Raw genomic sequence first — 18,785 nt, forward strand, 5'->3', positions numbered from 1 at the left:
AAATGGCAGTCACTCCTTCGGTGGACTGCCTTCCCAAAGAATCCGTTCTCAAACCAACTTCAAGCTCAAAATCGCCATATGCGATTCCCCTGCCCTCGAGGGGGGGAGATCAACAGCTCCACCCAATCATTTGGACTATCGTCACGATTGCTGCACTATATCAGTGCATAAGCTGGAGGGGTATTTGGGAGAGGCAGGCGTTTGAAGGAATCCAGAATCCAGAAACCGGAACGGCAGCAGCGCCTGTTCGGCCTGTCGACGCCGCTGCGGGCGGCCGTCATTCCGCCGCTGTCGGCGGCGCGCTGGCTGCTGGTGCTGATCGTCGCCGCCGGCGTCTATTTCTTCCATGGCTTCCTGTTTCCGGTGCTGGCAGCGCTCGTCATCGCCTTCGCCAGCTGGCCGCTCTACCGGCGCCTGCTTGTTGCAGTCAGCGGCAACCGCACCATCGCCGCGACCTTTGCCATCCTTTTCATCCTCGCCTTCCTGGTGATACCGATCGCGCTCGCCGGCACCTATGCGATCAACGAGGTCCGCGAATGGGTCGCCTGGGCGATCGAGACCAACCGGCACGGTGCCGTGACACCGCACTGGATCGCCACCATGCCTGTCGTGGGCGAGTGGCTGAACGAACAGTGGACGACCAATTTTGGCCATCCCGGCGGCATCGGTGAACTGATCCAGCTGGTCAGCGGCGCCAACATCGGCAGCATCTATCGCGGCGTCCTGGCCGCCGGCGGCAGTGCTTTCGGCCTGCTCCTGACGCTGCTGTTCATGATGATCGCGCTGTTCTTCGCTTATCGCGACGGCGAGCACTTTGCCGGCCAGGTGGACCGCCTTGGCGAACGCATCCTGCCGACCAGATGGGAACGGATCTCGCGCGTCGTTCCGGCGACAATCTCTTCGACCGTGACCGGCATGACCGTCATCGCCATCGGCGAGGGGCTGGTGCTGGGCATTGCCTATTGGCTGGCCGGCGTGCCGTCGCCAGTCACGCTTGGCGCCCTGACCGGCGTCATGGCGCTGATCCCCGGTGGTGCACCACTGTCCTTCACCCTGGTCTCGATCTACCTCGCCGCCAGCGGCTCGCCGATGGCCGGGCTGGCGCTGTTCCTCTGGGGCGCGGTCGAGCTGTTCATCGTCGACAAGACACTGCGCCCGAAACTGGTCGGCGGGCCGATAAAACTGCCCTTCCTGCCGACCTTTTTCGGCCTGATCGGCGGCGTCAAGACCATGGGGTTTCTTGGCCTGTTCATCGGCCCGGTGCTGATGGCCCTGCTGGTCGCGATCTGGCGCGAATGGCTGCGCGAGGTGGAGCTAGCCGATGAAATCGCCCCGGGCTCGCCAGCCGAAATCGAAGCCGGTCCACAAATCGAAGTCCTGCCGGAACCTGACGTGGCGAAGAAGGCCAGCGCCTGATCTCGAAAGCCGCCTGCGCTATACTGGATGATGCACCGCAAGGTCGCTACGCCGCTTGCGTCCGTCGTGCAGTTGCCAGAGCGAATGCGCGATCAGCGTGACGACCAGGATCGCACCGCCGATCATGCTGTTGCGGGTCGGTGTCTCCGCGAAGATCATCCACACCCAGACCGGCGCCAGCACTGTTTCGAGCAGGTAGAACATCGCCACTTCCGGTCCTGAGATGTATTTCGGCCCGTTGGCGAGGCAGAAGAACGCGATCGGCATTATGACGGCGCCGTTGAGGATGATCCACCATGGCGCCTCCACCTGAAAGCCGGTCTTGGAGACCATGAACGCCGCCAGCCCGAAAGGCAGGATGACGCCGACCAGCGCGGTAAAGCCCATGTCCTTGCCGCTGGCGCGTGAGATGGTGATGGCGCAAGCGATCAGGAAGGCCGAACACAATGCCATCAGGTCGCCGAACAGATATCCGGTGCCGACGGAATCGCCGACGATGATGACGACGCCGACGATCATCATCGCCATTGCCGCAAGGGTCAGCGGCCGCGGCCGCTCCCTGAGGAACACCCACGACAGCAGCGCGGCGAACATGGTGGTGAAGGCCAGGATGAAAACCAGGTTGGCGGTCGAGGTGTTGTAGACGCCGGTGATGAAAGCAATCGCGCCGAGTCCGTAGATTGCGGCAACGATCAGGCCCGACCAACCCGGGATGAGCTGCGGCGCATTTTTGCTGAACGAGCGCCAGACGGTCCACATGATCAGAGCCGCAGCCAAGGTGCAGCCAGTGCGCAGCAGCAAGATCGTCCACGCCTCGCCATGGGCGAGCCGGATCAGCGGGATGTCAACGGTCAGCGTCAGTCCGCCAAAAGCGGTGAGCAGAAGTCCTTTGGTGTGAGTATCGTGAGATGACATGCGGCGACTTTCGCAATGAATTCGGGAGAGGATGGCGGATCGGCGCAATCGCACGCTCTCCGTCAACCAGCGGAAAGACCGGCATCATCTCAAGTGAAAATGTTTAGGCCCGGACTTGGGAAAGGATAATTAGCGCGTGACCGCTTCGTTGGTGTAGCGCTCCCAGCCTTTCGGGCCGAGATGTTCCTGCGGCATGAAGCGCATCTTATAATTCATCTTGCGCGAGCCGTTGACCCAGTAGCCGAGGTAGACATGGGGCAGGCCCATCGCCCTGGCGCGGGCGATGTGGTCGAGGATCATGAACGTGCCGAGCGACCGCTCTTCGAAATCGGGATTGAAGTAGGAATAGACCATCGACAGGCCGTCGGCCATCTTGTCGGTGAGCGCCACCGCGATCAGCTCACCCTGTCCCTTGCCGGTGATGAAGGTGTCGGGTCCGCGCCGCCGATACTCGATCACCTTGGTGTCGACATGGGTGTCCTCGACCATCATGGCATAGTCGAGCACCGTCATGTCGGACATGCCGCCACGGCGGTGGCGGGCATCGAGGTAGCTGCGGAACAGGGAATATTGTTCGGTCGAGGGCTCGGCGTTGTGCATGTGGCCGACGAGGTCGGAATTGTGCTGCAGCACGCGCTTCATGTTGCGGCTGGCGACGAATTCGTGGGCGAGGATGCGAACCGAAACGCAGGCGCGGCAGGTCTCGCATGCCGGCCTGTAGGCGATGTTCTGCGAGCGCCGGAAGCCGCCTTGCGTCAACAGGTCGTTCATCTCCGCCGCCTTGTCGCCGACCAGATGCGTGAACACCTTGCGCTCGAACTGGCCGTCGAGATAGGGACACGGCGACGGCGCGGTCAGGAAGAATTGCGGCGACTGAGTCGGATGGTGCGTCATCGAGCCTTGGAAACACTCCTTCGAATCGCTCTACCTTTGGCTCGGACGGCGAAAAATTCAACAGGATTGTGGAGGCGTGGTGGACCGACGCCTTCATATTTGCGCTCAATCGGTCGCGACTGGTCTTCAGAGGGCCTTTTCAGCGGTCGGTGCGGCTGACGACCGTACCCAGCAAAAGGTCGTGCAAGGTGCGCTTGCGGTCGGAAAACAGCGTCACCAGCAGCACCAGCGGCGACAGGATGACGTTGCCCGCCCAGAACAGCACCGAATGGACCACCGCGGTGAGACCGTCGATCGGCCTGCCGTCGAGTCGGTCGAGGCGGATGCCCATCATCTTCATGCCCGTGGTGGCTTGGTCGGTGCTGCCCAGCGTGTTCCAGATGTAGAGGATGGCGACGGCCGGCACCAGGACGCCGAACAGCATCCAGCCAAGGCCGAGGGTCAAAAGCCCGAGGAAGAACACCAGAATGGCAAACGGAATGGTGAGCAGCGCGACGATGATGTAGTCGATCACGAAGGCCAGGATGCGCTTCGTGCGCACGCCGTCATAGGCCCTGACATCGTCAAGCCTGCTGGTGATGATTTCGCCGTCGAGAACGCGCGCGTTCATGTCATTTCCTCGTAACAGGGACCCTGCATAGGGTGCGGGCCGCTCAGCAATGAAATGGTGAGGGCCTGCCGCGGAATCAAGATCGGGCTTTTTGCGGCGCACGAGTTCAAACAGCGTGAGATGCAATCTGAACCGGTTGAATTTGCGGCGCGGATCGCATTAGCTTGCTGCGGCGCACAAAGCGCTCGGGGGTAGGGGACGGGCAAGATGGACTACGATATGCTGGTCATCGGCAGCGGCCCTTCCGGTCGCCGTGCCGCGGTGCAATCGGCCAAGCTCGGCAAATCGGTGCTGGTGGTCGACCGCGGCCGGCGTCTGGGCGGTGTCTCGGTGCATACCGGCACCATTCCATCGAAAACGCTGCGCGAAACCGTGCTCAACCTCTCGGGCTGGCGCGAGCGCGGCTTCTATGGACGCGGCTACCGGGTCAAGCAGGACATCTCGGTCGGCGATCTAGTCGAACGCCTGCACAAGACGCTCGACCACGAGGTCGAGGTGCTGCAGCACCAGTTCATGCGCAACACGGTCAAGAGCGCCCGCGCCGCGGTGAAATTTCTCGGTCCCAACAAGGTCAGCCTGACCACCGACACGGGCGACTACAGCGAGGTTGGTTTTGCCAATGCGCTGATCGCGGTCGGCACCAGGCCGCACCGGCCGCGCGATGTGCCTTTCGACAAGACGCGCGTCTTCGACAGCGACGAGATGCTGGAGCTTGATCGCTTACCGCGTACGCTGACCGTGATCGGCGCCGGCGTCATCGGCGTCGAATATGCGACGATCTTTTCCGCGCTCGACGTGCCGGTAACCTTGGTCGAGCCGCGCAACTCCATCCTCGATTTCGTCGACCGCGAGATCGTCGACGATTTCATCCACCAGATGCGCGATCGCGGCATGACGATCCGGCTGGGCAGCGCGGTGAAGGAAATCCGCTCCAAGCCTGACGCCGCCGAAGTGGAACTGGCCGATGGCCGCACCATTCGCTCCGAGGTCGTGCTTTACGCCGCCGGCCGCACCGGAAATGTCGGCAGCCTGGGCCTGGATGTCGTCGGCATCGACGCCGACTCCAGAGGGCGTATCAAGGTCGATCCGCAGTCCTTCCAGACCAGCGTGCCCAACATCTACGCCGCCGGCGACGTCATAGGCTTTCCGAGCCTGGCCTCGACTTCGATGGAGCAGGGCAGGGTGGCGGCCTGCCATGCTTTCGGTGTGCCGCTGCCGCCACCACCGGAAACCTTTCCCTACGGCATCTACGCGGTGCCGGAAATTTCGACGGTCGGCCAGTCCGAGGAACAGGTGCGCGAGAGCGGTGCGGCCTATGAGGTCGGCGTGGCGCGTTTTCGCGAGACCTCGCGGGGCCACATCATGGGCGTCAACACCGGTTTCCTGAAGCTGTTGTTTTCGATCGAAACGCGCCGCTTGCTCGGCGCGCACATCGTCGGCGAGGGCGCCACCGAGCTCATTCACATCGGCCAGGCGGTGATCAATCTTGGCGGCACCGTCGACTTCTTCGTCAACAACACCTTCAACTATCCGACGCTCGCCGAAGCCTACAAGATCGCCGGCCTGGATGCCTGGAACAGGATGGGACGGGGATAGCCGGAGCTGCAGCTATGGAGGAGCAGGCCGAATATCGAAGGCCTGTCAGCCTGCCTGCGCCACCGCGGCCGATTTCGCCAGCCACTGCCTGACGATCGCGGCGTCGGTGCTGCCGAATTCATGACCCGATACAACAATCCGCGCATCGATCTCCGCGCCATGCTGGCTGAGCAATGTCACCAGAGCAGGGGCGAAGGGCGCATAGGTGATATCCGCGGCGCCGGCGACGATCAGCACTCGCACCTTGGACAAATCCGTCGCCGGCACGTCATCGAGCACCGGCATCGGCCGCAGCAACGCGGCGCGTTCGACCAGGCCCGGATGCAGCAGCATCAGGCTCGAAACCAGATTGGCGCCGTTCGAATAGCCGAGGAAAATCGTGCGGGAGAGGTCGAGATCGTGGCGTGTGGCCGCGTCAGCGACGAAGCCCGCAAATGCCTGGGTTTCGGTGCGGATGCTCTGCTGTTCGAAACGCGTCGGCGTGATGCGCGCGAACCAGCGGAAACCGTCTTCCTGGACGATGCGGCCGCGCACGGCGATCAGCACGACACGCGGCGCGATCTCTCTTGCCAGCGGCACCAGTGTCGTCTCGTCGACACCCGACCCATGCAGCAGGAAGAGGCAGTCGCCGGTTGAATCCGCGGGGCTGTAAATGCGGTAGCTGAAGGCGAGATCACGCCGCAGCGCACCATCTTGTGGGGTCCTTTCGGTCATGACCTCATCCTTTTGATTTCATGATGATTCCCATCAGTTTGCCGGCTTCAAAACGCAATATTTTCAAGCTCCGCGAAAGTTGATTGAACCGGGCGCATTACAGTCCGTTTCTTCACCGATACCATTGCTTCGGGAGGAATCGAAGCGGTGCGCCGGGGGTCGCATTGCCGGCATGAACAACCAGCTTTGAGGCCTTTTGTCGATGACCACCCAGATTTCCCCGGACCGCCATTCGCGTGTCCCAGACCGCGATATGCGTGTCTCAGACCGCGATACGCGCATCGATGTGTTGCGCGCTCTCGCTCTGCTGACCATCTATGTCGACCATGTGCCGGGTACCGTCTTCGAGTCTCTGACCTACAAGAACTTGGGCTTCTCGGACGCGGCGGAGGTCTTCGTGCTGATCTCCGGCATCTCGGTCGCGCTCGCTTACGGCAAGAAATTCCAGCCTGGAAATCGGCTGCTGGCAACGTTGAAGATGTGGCGTCGCGCCGGTGTGCTCTATGCCACCCACATCGTCACCACCATGGTGGTGATGGCCATCTTCTGCGCCGCGGCGGTGTTCGCCAGGCGGCCGGAGCTTTTGACGATGATCAACATCGAGCCGTTGATCAAGAATACCCCACAAGTGCTGATCGGCATCGTGACGCTCGGCCACCAGCTCGGCTACAACAACATCCTGTCGGTCTATGCCGTGCTGCTTTTGCTGGCGCCGGTCTTCCTGCTCTTCGTCAGTTATCGGCCGGTCCTGGCACTGGTCGCGTCCGGAGCACTGTGGCTGGTCGCTGGGATCTACCAGATTGCTCCGCCCAACTATCCCGAGCCCGGCTTCTGGTTTCTCAATCCGTTGTCGTGGCAGTTTCTTTTCAACATCGGCCTGGCGGGCACGCTGCATGTGCGTCGCGGTGGCACCATCCCGGTCAATCGCTGGCTGGTTGGCGCGGCCTTGGCCTACACCGCGACCGCGCTGGTCTGGGTGCACAGCCCGCTCTGGGGGCAGATCTCCTGGTTTGGCCTGCCTCCGGTGCTGACCGGCTTCGACAAGACGTTCCTGTCATTGCCGAGACTGCTGCATATCCTGGCGGTGAGCTACCTGATCGTGGCATTCCCCGCCATCTCGAACCTGTTCCGCACCGGGCGCGATCATCCGCTTGCCATATTGGGCAAACGATCGCTGCCGGTTTTCATTGCCGGAACGGTGCTCGCAATGGCGGCGCAGGTGCTGAAGCTGATCAATCCGGGCGGATTTGCCTATGACAGCCTGTTGATATCGGCCGGCATCGTCATGCAGTTCGCGGTCGCCTACTATCTCGAATGGCTTTCGGGCCTCGGCTGGTCGGGGAAAAGCAGGCCCGCGCGCAACGCGGCTCCGCCCGTCCATGCGTCCTTCGGCATGTCGTCGATGGCGACAAGAATGGGGCATTGAGGCGTCAGGCGTTTCAGGTGGACGAGGGGCCGGATGAGGCTCGCACCACGAGTTCGACCGGCAGCAATTGCCGGCTGGTGGGCGAGCCGTCATTTTCAAGGATCGCCTTGACGGCAAGGCGGCCCATCTCTGCGATCGGCTGGACGATTGTGGTCAACGGCGGCTTGGAAACCGCTCCTTCCGGGACACCGTCGAAGCCGACGATCGAAACGTCGCCCGGCACCGTGATGTCATGCTGCCGCAGCCAGTCCAATGCATGCAAGGCAATCCTGTCCGACATGGCCAGGATTGCGGTCGGTGTCTCGGCGCCGGCGAAAATATGGTCAAGGCCGGCCCACACACTCTCCTCGTCATTGACCGTTTCGTAGATCGGTACACGCGAGACGTCGATGTCGACGCGGGAGAGTTCCGCGAAGTAACCACGCAGGCGGTCACGCGTCCCGGAATAGAAAGCCTTCTCCACTTGCTCCTGTGTGGTGGGGCCGAAGCCGGAGTCCGCGACGGGCAGGGCAAGCACCGCAAAGCGACGATGGCCGAGCTCGGTCAGATGTCGGGCCGCTAGGCCGGCCCCGGCGATGTTGTCGACACCGATGGCGGCGACCGCCTCGTCATCGTCTGAATCGAGATCGAGCGCCACAAAAGGCAGCTTGCGTTCACGCGCCAGTTCGACCAGCTTTGAACCGCCATCGATGCAGAACACGATGAAGCCATCGACCAGCGCGCTCTGGATGTTCCAGGCGAGCTGTTCGCTGTTGGCGGCGGATACCAACGAAATCCCGGCGCCGGTCGCGTCACAAGCCTGCGAGATGCTGGCCATCATCACCCGGGCGAAAGGGTCTTCGAAGAAGTAGGACAGCGGCTCCGCGGTCGCGACACCGATGGCGTTGACCTTGCCGGCGCGCAGCAGCCGGCCCTTGGGGTCGGGTCCACCATATCCCATAGCCTCGGCTGCCGCCTTGACCCGTTCTCGGACCTCCTCGCGCACGATCTCCGGGCGGGCGAACACGTTGGACGCGGTGCCATGCGAGACGCCGGCCGCTTTGGCAATGTCCGCCAGCCGGACCGGTCTTGTCTTTCCAGAGGCCAATGGCGCCATTTTCTTCTCCTGAATTCATCCCCTCTAACACTTTCGTTGGATCGGTTCAAATTTTGGCTTGATCAAGGGGTTGGCAAGACGTATTGTTGAATCGATCCAAAGCCACGTTTGGTTTTATATATTGGATCGATTCAACTCGTAGGAAAGGACGTATGTCATGCACCCCGTCAGTTTTCTGTTCGAAGACATTTACCGCAACGACTGGAGCATCTCGTCGAATGCCGCGACGCAAGGGCGCCGTGGCAAGGCCAGCCCATGGGTTCGCGAGCTGCGGTTCCTCGTAGAGCGCAAGCGGAGCTGATCCGGTCGGTTTTCGCGCCTGTCGATTGGATCGATTCAAGCATTGAAAAGAGTGCATGTCATGCATCCCGTGAGCTATCTGTTCGAAGACATCTATCGCAACTATTGGGGCATCGCGCCGGCTGAACGGCCGGAGGGGCGTCGGTTGGCGAGGTTGCGGCGGCGCAATCGCGAATCGCTTGTCCAGCCCGAGCGCCGGCAGGACTGATTGTTCCGCAAACGACGTTTGACGGGCGCGGCCTGGTATCGGGCAGGGCGCCCGGAGGCGTCAGGAACGCGCGCGCACCAGCGCGGAGGCAGCGATCGCTAGCCAGCCGGCGATGAGCAAGGTGCCGCCGATCGGCGCCGACAGCGGGAACAGCCGTGAGCCGATGAAATCGCGAGCCAGCAGGTCGCCGCAGAACAACAGAAGGCCAACCAGGAGGCTCAGGCTTCCCACTCGCAGGATCCGGTTCGCGCCAAGCAATCCGGCGGCGAGGAAGACCGGCGCATGCATGAGCAGGAAGGATGCGGCGGTGCCGACGAAGACCCCGCCCAGATGCGCCGCCGCGGCCGACAGCGCCACGCCGGCGGCGCCACAGAGGCCCCCGGCCAGGACGAGGATACGGCCGCTGTTGCCGGAAGGTTGCTCGGCCATGCTCATGTCCGTGGCTCCGTTATATCAGAGGAATATACCCAGCCCCGTCAGGGCTTGCCGGCGTTGGCGAGCATGTCCTGCTCGCGGCGTGACTGCGCCAGCCAGTTATACACCGCGCCTCCGGCCATCAAGACGGATGTGCCCAGAAACACCGAACGCATGCCGAAATGGCCACCGGCAAAGCCGCCCAGCAACGGGCCGGCGACCTGCCCGACATACTGGGCGGAGATCGACAGCCCGAGCACGTTGCCGCCGACGCCATCGGGCACATTATGACGGATGACGCTGGTGATGCAGGGTAAGAGCCCGCCCAGCGCCAGGCCCATCAGGAAGCGCAGGCCGATGAGTTGCCAGCTCTGCGTGACGAAGGCCTGCGGGATCAGCAGCAGCGCCGAGACGGCAAGCGCGCCAATGATGACGTTCCAGTGGCCGACGCGGTCGGCGAGCTTGCCGAGATGCGAAGCCGAAAGGATGGCGCCAAGGGCCGCTGCCGACATGACGACGCCCGATATCAGCGTCACGCGGCTCTGGTCTTCGATGAGCTCCTGCACATAGACGGTGATGATCGGCTCGATCGACATGGTGGCGAAACTCAACAGCATGCCGGTCGCCAGCATGGCGACGACAGGTCGTTTGTCGGGGATTTGTGCCCAGCCGCCTTTCGGCTTCTGCTTCGACGCGGCTTCTGCTGTTTTCGGCCGGGGATTCTCCTTGATCAGAAACGTGGTCGCCAGGAACGCCAGGAAGATGACGCCGCCGGACAACAGGAAGGTGGCGCGGATGCCGATCAGCGGCGGCAAGATGCCGCCAACCAGTGGGCCGACCAATGCTCCAGCGGTGATGCCGGCTGACAGCAGGCCGAGCGCCCAGCCGGAACGCTCCTTCGGCGTCTGCATGGCGACGAGGATGGTCGATCCCGAGGAATAGCCGCCGGCAAAACCGATCAGCAGCCGCAGCAGCACCAGTTGCCAGACGGTCTGCACCATGCCGGTCAGCGACATGCATATGGCCATGCCGAAGCTGGCGCGAACCAGCATCACCTTGCGGCCGTAGCGGTCGCCGAGACGTCCCCAGAGCGGCGCCACCAGTGCCGCCGCGAAGAACGTCGCGCCATACGCGATCCCCGACCATTGCACGATCGCCGCGTGGCCCTCGGCACCGAGCTGCTCGATATAGAGCGGCAGGAACGGCAAAAGCAGCGTCATGGCGACAAGCGTCGAAAACGAACCGGCAAAGCACACGAACAGATTGCGCCGCCAGTGGACGTTGTAGGTGCTGTCGGTCGCCGGGGGCGTGTTCTGCGGCATGTCAAAAGTCCTGTCCGAGCAATGCGGAGCCGTGGGTTGCTGCGGATACCAATTTGGGATACCAAGGTGGTGGCCCGTCATGGACGCAAGCTCGGCCGCTGTCAATGTGGCCCTCTCAAACGTGATCGGGAAACGCAGCCGACGGGCCGATCGCCAGCAAACGGCCGGAAGACGGAAACGACATGTCGCAGATGCAGAGCGTCGAAAAACAGCTTCGGCAGATGATCCTGGGCCTTGAGATCGGTCCTGGCGAGAAACTGACCGAGCGCTGGATCGAAAGCTGTTTCGGCGCATCGCGAACCCCGGTCAGGGCAGCACTTCTGCGGCTCGAGACCGAGGGCCTGGTCGGCAGGGACGGACGTGGCTGGACGGTGTCGCCCATCAACCTGGCCGAGCTCGAGCAGATCGCCGTCTACAGGGAGGCGGTCGAGGTTGCGGCACTTCGCCTGACATGCGCCTTGGCGGACCGGGGCGCCGTCGATGTCATCGAGGCGATGCTCGAGTCCTGCGACAACGACACGCCGCGCGAGGAATGGCATCGTGTCGGCATGGATTTTCACATCGAACTGGCGCGTCTGTCGGGCAACGAATTCCTGTTCCGGGCGGTCCGCGATGCCATGACGCGCCTTTCGCGGGCGCGCTGGCTGGAGGTTCGCGACGAAGCGGCCCTTGCTCGCGCCTGGGCCGAACATCGCGCCATTCTGGCTGCCGCGCGCCTTGGCGATACCGATGAAGCCGCGCGCCTGCTTTCAGGCCACATCGTCGGCAGCCGCGACCGGCTGGTGACGTCGCTCGCCAACGATCGCCGTGGTCTTCGCGCCAGAGGCTTTGCTGTGGTCGCCGCCTAAGTCGTAGGGATGGGGCGCGCAAAAGGCGGCGTCGGTACCTGCGCGCACTTTCGGCCTCGCTTCGCGGCCGCCGATGGCGTAAGGAGCGGCGATGGAAAACAACCGATTTGAAACACCTGTGACTGTGAAGTCAGTCGCGGCGGGAAGCACTCAGCTCTTGCGTACGGCTCGTGAGGCTTCCGACTACCTCCTTAACAGCTGGCCCGGCAAGCGCAGTCCCAAGCATCGCGCGGCGCTGCAGGCCTGCCATGACGCGCTCGCCGGCGACAAGCCGGCGATGAACGCCAGGCGCGCGTTCATTGCGGCAGCACGCGAAGTGGACGTCTTTGTCAGCGACAAGGCGCCCGCCTGACACAAGCCGTCATCTGGGGCGGCGATCTGGATTGAGGCATGGCCCGCATCCGCGGGCTTTTTGCCGTCACTTTGCCGTTTCGGTTTCGCCTTCGGTTTCGTCCTCGGGCTTCGAACGTTCCCGCGCCACAACCTTGGCTGCCAGCTTCTCGGCCTTCTTGGCCGCCTTCTGGCGGTCGCGTTCCTTGCGTTCCTGATCGTAATTTGGTGGTCGCGCCATATCGGCTCCTTTTCACTGCCTCGCGGCTATGGTCCTGCCTAGGAGCATTAGCCGTCAAACACAACAGCTGAAGCGACAGTGCGGGCTGTTCGTGGCGACGACGGTCCGGGACTTGCAAGATGCGCGGCACAATGGTGTAGGGAGAGCAGGGGCGCCCACAAACTGCGCAGCGATCCGCCCGTTTGTTTTGATCAAGTGAATTATGGCCACCATACAACGAACGATGGCAAGGGTTTTCTACTATGCGCGCAACGTCATGCGCGATATCGCACCGCAGGCCCTCTTCCGTCGGCGGTTGGCGGGCCGTCTCGAACAGGCCAGGCTCTCGGATGAGGCGGCGCGGCGGCGGCTGAATTACTACAACAAGCTGCAGGACGCGTTTTCGCCTAGCCCGGCTGCAGTGCGTCTCGACAAGCTGCCCTCCACGCCGACCATGTACTACTACGACCTCAAGGAGTTTGCCCGCTATTTCGATCCGGCATTGCTCGTCGACGTCGAATTCGGCGACGTCATCGAGGTGCCGAACGTGCCGACGCTCGTCAAGGATCGGCCGATCCGCGCTGACGACAGCAATGCGGTCATCATGAAATTCAACAAGTTTCGGCACTTCCATATGCCTGCCGACGCAACTGCATTCGCCGACAAGCGTCCGGCCGTGGTCTGGCGCGGCGATCTCAACAATCCGAAACGGACAAGATTTATCGACGCCGTGCGTGACTTGCCGTTTTGCGACGCCGGCTCGCACAAGCCGAACGCGCCGGCCGAGTATAGCAAGCCGTTTCTCAGCATCAGCCAACAGCTGCGCTACCGCTACATCGTCTCGCTCGAAGGCAACGACGTGGCGACCAACCTCAAATGGATCCTGAATTCGACTTCGCTCTGCCTGATGCCGCCGCCGACATACGAGACATGGTTTGCGGAAAAGCAACTCGAGGCCGGTGTCCACTACGTGCCGCTCGCCCCGGATTTCGCCGATATCACGGACAAGGTGCGCTATTTCGAACAACACCCGGCCGAGGCGCAACGCATCATTGCCGCGGCTAATGCCTATTGCCGCCAATTCTCCAACGAGCAGGACGAGCAGGCGATCTCGCTGCTCGTCCTCTACAAGTATTTCGTGCTCAGCGGCCAGATCGAGCCTGATCCAGAGGTCTGGCGGTTTATCCAGGGTTAGGACGTCGCGTGCCTCGGCACCAAACTTTGCTCGTCAGATGCCGCTTCGGTCAAGAACCAGATCGGCGGGGCCGAAGCGGTCCTCTGCCGTCAATTGCTGGTGCCAGTAGGGATAGAGCAAAGGCGGCCGGCTGACCGCGTCGAGGCGGCCGCGTTCCTCGCCGGTGAGCGCCAGGCTCGCAGCCTCGAGGTTGTCTTTCAGCTGGACTTCGTTGCGGGCGCCGATCACCAGCGAGGAGACAGCTGGCCGGCCGAGCAGCCAGGCCAGTGCCACCTGCGCCGCCGACACGCCGCGCTGCGTGCCGATCTCGACAAGCACGTCGACGATCCGCCACAGCCGGTCCTCGTCGCGGATCGGCGGTTCCGACCAGCCGGCGAGCTGGCGGGCGGTGGGGCTGTCGCGGCGGTATTTGCCGGACAGCAATCCGCCGGCGAGCGGGCTCCAGACCAGAACGCCCAGTCCCTGGTCGACGGAAATCGGCAGCAGCTCATACTCCGCCTCGCGCGCTTCCAGCGTGTAGTGGATCTGCTGGGTGACGAAGCGTGGCTGGTGATGGCTGTCGCTGATGCCGAGCGCCTTCATCACCTGCCAGCCGGAATAGTTGGAACAGCCGACATAGCGGATCTTGCCCTGGGCAACCAGCGTGTCGAGCGCGGCGATGGTCTCCTCCAGCGGTGTCACGCCATCCCATTCGTGCAGGAAGTAGATGTCGATAACGTCGGTCTTGAGCCGCTTCAGGCTCTTCTCGCATTCGCGGATCAGATGATGGCGCGACAGGCCTTCATCGTTCGGACCTTTGCCGATCCGTATCCGCGCCTTGGAGGCGATCAGCACGTCGCCCTTGCGCTTGCCGCCGAGCGCTTCACCGATGATCTCTTCCGAAATGCCGTTCGAATAGACATTGGCGGTATCGATGACGTTGATGCCGGCATCGATGCAGGTATCGATGATGCGGGAGGCTTCCGCGAGATCAGAATTGCCGACGGCGGCAAACGGTCCGCTGCCTCCGAAGGTCATGGTTCCCAAGGTCAGTGTCGAAACTTTGAGCCCGGAACGGCCAAGCGTGCGGTATTCCATGTCAGTCCTCGCGATTGCATTGGGAAGGGGGCCGGGGAGGGCGCCCCGAATGTAGCCGGTATTTGTAGGACAATTTGGGCGGCTTGTCTCCATGCCAGGACGACGGATCGATCACGCCTGGCGGGATTGGCACTGGCGGTGATCACGCTCGGGCTGCAATAAAACCGTCATTGCCCGCCTATATTGAAGTCGGCTCAGGGTGTTGCCGTTCCGGGCCATGAGCCGGGAGTTTGGGGCGCCGGACGTGGATCGACAGAGCTTGCAAGCGGAGCAGTTGATATGCCCGAGCCAAAACAGAATTCTCCTGCCAAGGACTGGCTTGAAGCCGAGCTAGCCGACACGCTCGACGAGGACTATGAGCTCGAAATGTCGGAGCCGGCGCTGTCGATGGAGATCGCCAAGATCTACAAGAACGCGCATCCGCCTTCGATCAATCGCATGCAGTATTTTCGCGAACTGATCACCTTGCAGTCCGAATTGATCAAGCTGCAGTCCTGGGTCGCCTACCACAAGAAGAAGCTGGTGGTGATCTTCGAGGGCCGCGACTCGGCCGGCAAGGGCGGCGTCATCAAGCGCATCACCCAGCGGCTCAATCCGCGCATCTGCCGTGTCGTGGCGCTGCCGGCGCCGACCGAGCGCGAGAAGTCGCAATGGTATTTCCAGCGCTATGTGCCGCATCTGCCGGCCGGCGGCGAGATCGTGCTGTTCGACCGCTCCTGGTACAACCGCTCGGGCGTCGAGCGCGTGATGGGCTTTGCCCAGCCCGATCAGGTGGAAGAGTTCTTCCGCGACGTGCCGGAGTTCGAGCGCATGCTGGTCCGCTCGGGCATCACCGTGGTCAAATATTGGTTCTCGATCACCGACGAGGAGCAGCAGATGCGCTTCCTGATGCGCATCCATGATCCGATGAAGCAGTGGAAACTGTCGCCGATGGACCTGCAGTCGCGCGTGCGCTGGGAGCAGTACACCAAGGCCAAGGAAGAGACCTTCGTCCGCACCAACATCCCGGAAGCCCCCTGGTTCATCGTTGAAGGCAACGACAAGAAGCGGGCACGGCTGAACTGCATCGACCACCTGCTCAAGCAGATGCCCTATGAGGAGGTCCCGCACGAAGAGATCACGCTGCCGGAGCGCGTCTTCAATCCCGAATACGAGCGTCAGACGCTGCCGCGCGAACTCTACGTGCCGGAGAAATACTGAGTTAGACGAAGCTGCGATCTCCCCCACGCGGGGGGAGATTGGCTCTCCACCTTACACCCGCTTGATGACCACGTGCGTGGCGAGCGGCGTTGCCACCTGCTCGCTGCAGACATAACCGAGCTTGAGCATATCGAGGCCGGCGAAAAGATGCTCGCCCTTGCCGAGCAGCACCGGTGAAATCGCCAGGTGCATCTCGTCGATCAGCTTTTCCTGCAGGTACTGGCGGATGGTGTCGACACCGCCACCGACTCGCACATCCTTGCCCCCAGCCGCCGCTTTTGCCTGTTCAAGCGCCGAATGGATGCCGTCGGTGATGAAATAGAAAGTCGTGCCGCCTTCCATGACGATCGGTTCACGTTTGTGGTGGGTCAGCACGAAAACCGGCACATGATAGGGCGGGTTGTCGCCCCACCAGCCCTTCCAATTGTCATCAGGCCATTCGCCGCGGATCGGCCCGAACATGTTGCGGCCGAGGATCCAGGCGCCGACATTCTCGAAACTGCGCGCCGCGAACGCCTCGTTGATATCGGTGGTGCCGCCATCTTGTCCGAGCACCATCTCACGGAAGGTGCGGGTGTCGACAAACCACTTGTGCAGGGATTCCCCGCCGACGCCGAGCGGATTTTGCAGATCCTGATCGGAACCGGCGCCGTAGCCGTCGAGTGACAGGGTAAACGCATTGACGCGAAGTTTGGACATGAGCCTCCTCGATAGCCAGTTGTATTCTGCAATTGGTTTTTTCTAGCAAACTGATTGCGAATTGCAAGCAGTATCTTGGCGATGAAAGGCGCACATGAGGTGAAACGGGTCAGGAAGCATCTTCTGGAGGCGTTCGCCATGCCTCTGTGCGAGGTGCCGCTGCCCGGCCGCCTCCAACCGTGCGGATATCATAGCCGCAGCTGGGGATCGTTGTCAGCGGGAATCCGAACGAACCGCCGGCAGGTCAAAAGTGTGGTGACACCTCCTGAAAGGCCGGGAAGTCGGAGCTATCCCTTCAGCAGTTCCGCCACTTCGGGCGCGAAATAGGTCAAGATGCCGTCGCAGCCGGCACGCTTGAAGGCGAGCAGCGATTCCAGCATCGCCTTCTCGCCATCGATCCAGCCATTGGCGGCGGCGGCCTTGATCATCGAATACTCGCCCGACACCTGGTAGGCGAAGGTCGGCATCTGGAACTCGTCCTTCAGCCGCCGGATGATGTCGAGATAGGGCAGGCCGGGCTTGACCATCAGCATGTCGGCGCCCTCGGCGAGATCCTGCTCGGCCTCGCGCACCGCTTCGTCGGAATTGGCGTGGTCGATGTAGTAGGTCTTCTTGTCGCCCTTGAGCAGGCCGGCTGTGCCCACCGCCTCGCGATAGGGACCGTAGAAGGCCGAGGCGAATTTGGTCGCATAGGACATGATCGCGACATCCTGAAAGCCGTTGGCGTCGAGCGCGTCGCGGATGGCACCGATGCGGCCATCCATCATGTCGGACGGGGCGATGATGTCGGCGCCGGCTGCCGCCTGGATGACGGCCGCGGCGGTCACCTGTTCCACCGTCTCGTCATTGACGATGATGCCGTCGCGCAGGATGCCGTCATGGCCGTGGCTGGTGAACGGGTCGAGCGCGGCGTCGGTAATAATGCCGATCTGAGACACCGCGTCCTTGATCGCGCGGGTGGCGCGGTTGATGACGTTGTTTGCGTCGAGGATGTGCGAGCCGGTCTGGTCGCGCAGCGAGATGTCGACATTGGGGAAGGTGGCGAGTGCCGGAATGCCGAGCTTTGCCGCGCGTTCGGCTTCCTTGACTGCGAGATCGATGGACAGGCGGAAGACGCCGGGCATGGCGGCGATCGGCTCGCGGATATTCTTGCCGTCAACGATGAAGATCGGCCAGATCAGGTCGTCGACCGAGAGCCTGTTCTCTTGCACGAGACGGCGCGACCAGTCGGCCTTGCGCATGCGGCGCAAGCGGCGGCTGCCGGTGATGTCGTCGACGCTGCGCACGCCGGCTGGCTTTGCCGGCGTGAATTTATTCGTCGCAGTAGGGGTGAATTTGTTCATCGCCAAAACTCCAGATCGGCGGCTTTTACCACGAGCCCTTGCCGCTGACCAATGCGACACGTTTGTGCCAGCGATCCGGTCGAGGCCTATTCGGGTTGCCCGTTGCCCGACAGGATCTGCGCCGCGCCGCGCATAGCTACGCGGAAAGCCTCATCGAAGCTGACACCGCGCACCTGCCAGGTATAGGTCTTGCCGGCCATGGCCAGCCGCCAGTCGGCGATCCAGCCCAGTTCCTTGTCGCTCCAGACGAGGCTGCCGGAAAGCGCCTGATCGGCGCCGGCCTTCTTCGCGATGGCATCCAGCTTCGTCATCTCGGCGCTGCGAAGCGTCTGATCGTCCAGCCCAGCCTGCGACAGCTGCGCTGCCGTGGGAAAAGCCACCTGCATGGCCAGCGGTGCGGCGGCATTGCTAAACGATTCGCGCATCAGCACGCCGCGCTCGTCATCGGCATCGAGCGCGAAATGCTTGACGCCTTGCTCGGATGTCAAAAACATCGCCAGCCGTGGCCGCTCGGTCAGCCACGGTTTGCTGCCGAGAGATGCCAGAACTGGGTCGATCGTCGCCGGCGTGTATTGGCAAAAGAGATCGTGCGGCCGGTCATGGGTGCCCTGTTCGTCATGCACCGGAATGCCTTCCATGCGGTCGCGGTAACGAAAGCCGGTGACGAAGCCGCCGGCCTTTTCGCGCAGTGCCGCCATCTCCGGTTTTGCCGTCAGGCGCTGGTCGCCGGCAACCCGGACCAGCACCGCATCGAGGCAGATCTTGAAACCTGCCTGGCGGTTCGGCTCGCCTTGGCCGGTGACGATGGTCTGCGATTTGTAGAGGTCGTCGATATCAGCCGCCCTGGCCGGACCATTGGCGGCGCAGATGCCGAGCAGGCCACCCAGAACAAGGGCCAGAACAAGGGCAAGGCGCAAAAACTGCGGCATGGCTCACCGTCCGGTTCGAGGCTTGGCGGCCAA

21 protein-coding genes are annotated in these 18,785 nt (G+C 62.5%); 9 read left to right on the forward strand and 12 right to left on the reverse strand.

The window, feature by feature from the left end:
- Positions 1 to 201: 201 nt before the first annotated feature.
- Positions 202 to 1,416: an AI-2E family transporter gene (locus tag ASD99_RS16115; protein WP_056593991.1), complete on the forward strand. Its 1,215-nt coding sequence runs from the start codon at positions 202 to 204 to the stop codon at positions 1,414 to 1,416.
- 18 nt (positions 1,417 to 1,434) lie between these two features.
- On the opposite strand, the gene ASD99_RS16120 is transcribed toward ASD99_RS16115, so the two are convergent.
- From ASD99_RS16120 to ASD99_RS16130, 3 genes are all read right to left on the reverse strand, one after another.
- Entirely contained in the window at positions 1,435 to 2,331 is an 897-nt protein-coding gene (locus tag ASD99_RS16120) for a DMT family transporter (RefSeq protein ID WP_057144256.1), read from the reverse strand.
- A 129-nt stretch (positions 2,332 to 2,460) separates the two neighbouring features.
- Entirely contained in the window at positions 2,461 to 3,225 is a 765-nt protein-coding gene (locus ASD99_RS16125) for an arginyltransferase (RefSeq protein WP_056593998.1), read from the reverse strand.
- A 139-nt stretch (positions 3,226 to 3,364) separates the two neighbouring features.
- Entirely contained in the window at positions 3,365 to 3,835 is a 471-nt protein-coding gene (locus ASD99_RS16130; protein ID WP_056594001.1) for an RDD family protein, read from the reverse strand.
- 207 nt (positions 3,836 to 4,042) lie between these two features.
- On the opposite strand from ASD99_RS16130, the gene sthA reads away from it, so the two are divergent.
- A complete protein-coding gene (gene sthA / locus ASD99_RS16135; protein ID WP_056594004.1) occupies positions 4,043 to 5,431 on the forward strand; it encodes a Si-specific NAD(P)(+) transhydrogenase in 1,389 nt (462 codons plus the stop codon).
- A 45-nt stretch (positions 5,432 to 5,476) separates the two neighbouring features.
- Here sthA and ASD99_RS16140 read toward each other — a convergent pair whose 3' ends face one another.
- Positions 5,477 to 6,145 (reverse strand): alpha/beta hydrolase, encoded by a 669-nt coding sequence (locus tag ASD99_RS16140; protein ID WP_057144257.1) that lies wholly within the window; start codon positions 6,143 to 6,145, stop codon positions 5,477 to 5,479.
- 202 nt (positions 6,146 to 6,347) lie between these two features.
- Here ASD99_RS16140 and ASD99_RS16145 point away from each other — a divergent pair, with 202 nt between their 5' ends.
- The gene (locus ASD99_RS16145; RefSeq protein ID WP_057144258.1) at positions 6,348 to 7,571 is read left to right on the forward strand and encodes an OpgC family protein; all 1,224 of its coding nucleotides are present in this window, start codon (positions 6,348 to 6,350) and stop codon (positions 7,569 to 7,571) included.
- Between the two features lie 13 nt (positions 7,572 to 7,584).
- Here ASD99_RS16145 and ASD99_RS16150 read toward each other — a convergent pair whose 3' ends face one another.
- On the reverse strand, positions 7,585 to 8,667 hold the full coding sequence (locus ASD99_RS16150; RefSeq protein ID WP_057144259.1) for a substrate-binding domain-containing protein: 1,083 nt from the start codon (positions 8,665 to 8,667) through the stop codon (positions 7,585 to 7,587).
- A 157-nt stretch (positions 8,668 to 8,824) separates the two neighbouring features.
- Here ASD99_RS16150 and ASD99_RS34085 point away from each other — a divergent pair, with 157 nt between their 5' ends.
- Positions 8,825 to 8,968, forward strand: a complete 144-nt coding sequence (locus ASD99_RS34085) for a hypothetical protein (protein ID WP_082525712.1) — start codon at positions 8,825 to 8,827, stop codon at positions 8,966 to 8,968.
- 60 nt (positions 8,969 to 9,028) lie between these two features.
- Positions 9,029 to 9,175, forward strand: coding sequence for a hypothetical protein (locus tag ASD99_RS34090; protein WP_082525713.1), 147 nt, complete (start codon positions 9,029 to 9,031; stop codon positions 9,173 to 9,175).
- A gap of 60 nt (positions 9,176 to 9,235) precedes the next feature.
- On the opposite strand, the gene ASD99_RS16155 is transcribed toward ASD99_RS34090, so the two are convergent.
- Both ASD99_RS16155 and ASD99_RS16160 read right to left on the reverse strand, forming a co-directional pair.
- Entirely contained in the window at positions 9,236 to 9,610 is a 375-nt protein-coding gene (locus tag ASD99_RS16155) for a DUF423 domain-containing protein (protein WP_057144260.1), read from the reverse strand.
- A gap of 41 nt (positions 9,611 to 9,651) precedes the next feature.
- A complete protein-coding gene (locus ASD99_RS16160) occupies positions 9,652 to 10,911 on the reverse strand; it encodes a multidrug efflux MFS transporter (RefSeq protein WP_057144261.1) in 1,260 nt (419 codons plus the stop codon).
- A gap of 182 nt (positions 10,912 to 11,093) precedes the next feature.
- Here ASD99_RS16160 and ASD99_RS16165 point away from each other — a divergent pair, with 182 nt between their 5' ends.
- Complete coding sequence (locus tag ASD99_RS16165) at positions 11,094 to 11,759, forward strand: GntR family transcriptional regulator (RefSeq protein ID WP_057144262.1); 666 nt, start codon at positions 11,094 to 11,096, stop codon at positions 11,757 to 11,759.
- Positions 11,760 to 11,916: 157 nt separating this feature from the next.
- Positions 11,917 to 12,111 (forward strand): DUF982 domain-containing protein, encoded by a 195-nt coding sequence (locus tag ASD99_RS16170; protein WP_244497772.1) that lies wholly within the window; start codon positions 11,917 to 11,919, stop codon positions 12,109 to 12,111.
- 66 nt (positions 12,112 to 12,177) lie between these two features.
- Here the strand turns inward: ASD99_RS16170 and ASD99_RS34095 are convergent, their stop codons facing one another.
- A complete protein-coding gene (locus ASD99_RS34095; RefSeq protein WP_082583308.1) occupies positions 12,178 to 12,330 on the reverse strand; it encodes a hypothetical protein in 153 nt (50 codons plus the stop codon).
- 202 nt (positions 12,331 to 12,532) lie between these two features.
- On the opposite strand from ASD99_RS34095, the gene ASD99_RS16175 reads away from it, so the two are divergent.
- Positions 12,533 to 13,504: a glycosyl transferase family 90 gene (locus tag ASD99_RS16175; protein WP_057144263.1), complete on the forward strand. Its 972-nt coding sequence runs from the start codon at positions 12,533 to 12,535 to the stop codon at positions 13,502 to 13,504.
- 33 nt (positions 13,505 to 13,537) lie between these two features.
- Here the strand turns inward: ASD99_RS16175 and ASD99_RS16180 are convergent, their stop codons facing one another.
- The gene (locus ASD99_RS16180) at positions 13,538 to 14,581 is read right to left on the reverse strand and encodes an aldo/keto reductase (RefSeq protein ID WP_057144264.1); all 1,044 of its coding nucleotides are present in this window, start codon (positions 14,579 to 14,581) and stop codon (positions 13,538 to 13,540) included.
- 279 nt (positions 14,582 to 14,860) lie between these two features.
- Between ASD99_RS16180 and ppk2 the strand changes: the two genes are divergently transcribed.
- Positions 14,861 to 15,781: a polyphosphate kinase 2 gene (gene ppk2, locus ASD99_RS16185; protein ID WP_057144265.1), complete on the forward strand. Its 921-nt coding sequence runs from the start codon at positions 14,861 to 14,863 to the stop codon at positions 15,779 to 15,781.
- A gap of 51 nt (positions 15,782 to 15,832) precedes the next feature.
- Here ppk2 and ASD99_RS16190 read toward each other — a convergent pair whose 3' ends face one another.
- The 3 genes from ASD99_RS16190 to ASD99_RS16200 form a co-directional block, all read right to left on the reverse strand.
- On the reverse strand, positions 15,833 to 16,480 hold the full coding sequence (locus ASD99_RS16190) for a dihydrofolate reductase family protein (RefSeq protein ID WP_056594033.1): 648 nt from the start codon (positions 16,478 to 16,480) through the stop codon (positions 15,833 to 15,835).
- Between the two features lie 287 nt (positions 16,481 to 16,767).
- On the reverse strand, positions 16,768 to 17,823 hold the full coding sequence (gene hemB, locus ASD99_RS16195) for a porphobilinogen synthase (protein WP_057144266.1): 1,056 nt from the start codon (positions 17,821 to 17,823) through the stop codon (positions 16,768 to 16,770).
- 86 nt (positions 17,824 to 17,909) lie between these two features.
- Positions 17,910 to 18,752 carry a DUF2066 domain-containing protein gene (locus ASD99_RS16200; RefSeq protein WP_057144267.1) on the reverse strand — a complete coding sequence of 281 codons (843 nt, stop codon included), beginning with the start codon at positions 18,750 to 18,752 and terminating at the stop codon, positions 17,910 to 17,912.
- Positions 18,753 to 18,785: the final 33 nt, after the last annotated feature.

The sequence above is a fragment of the Mesorhizobium sp. Root695 genome (assembly GCF_001428185.1).
In the GTDB taxonomy this organism is placed as follows: Bacteria; Pseudomonadota; Alphaproteobacteria; order Rhizobiales; family Rhizobiaceae; genus Mesorhizobium.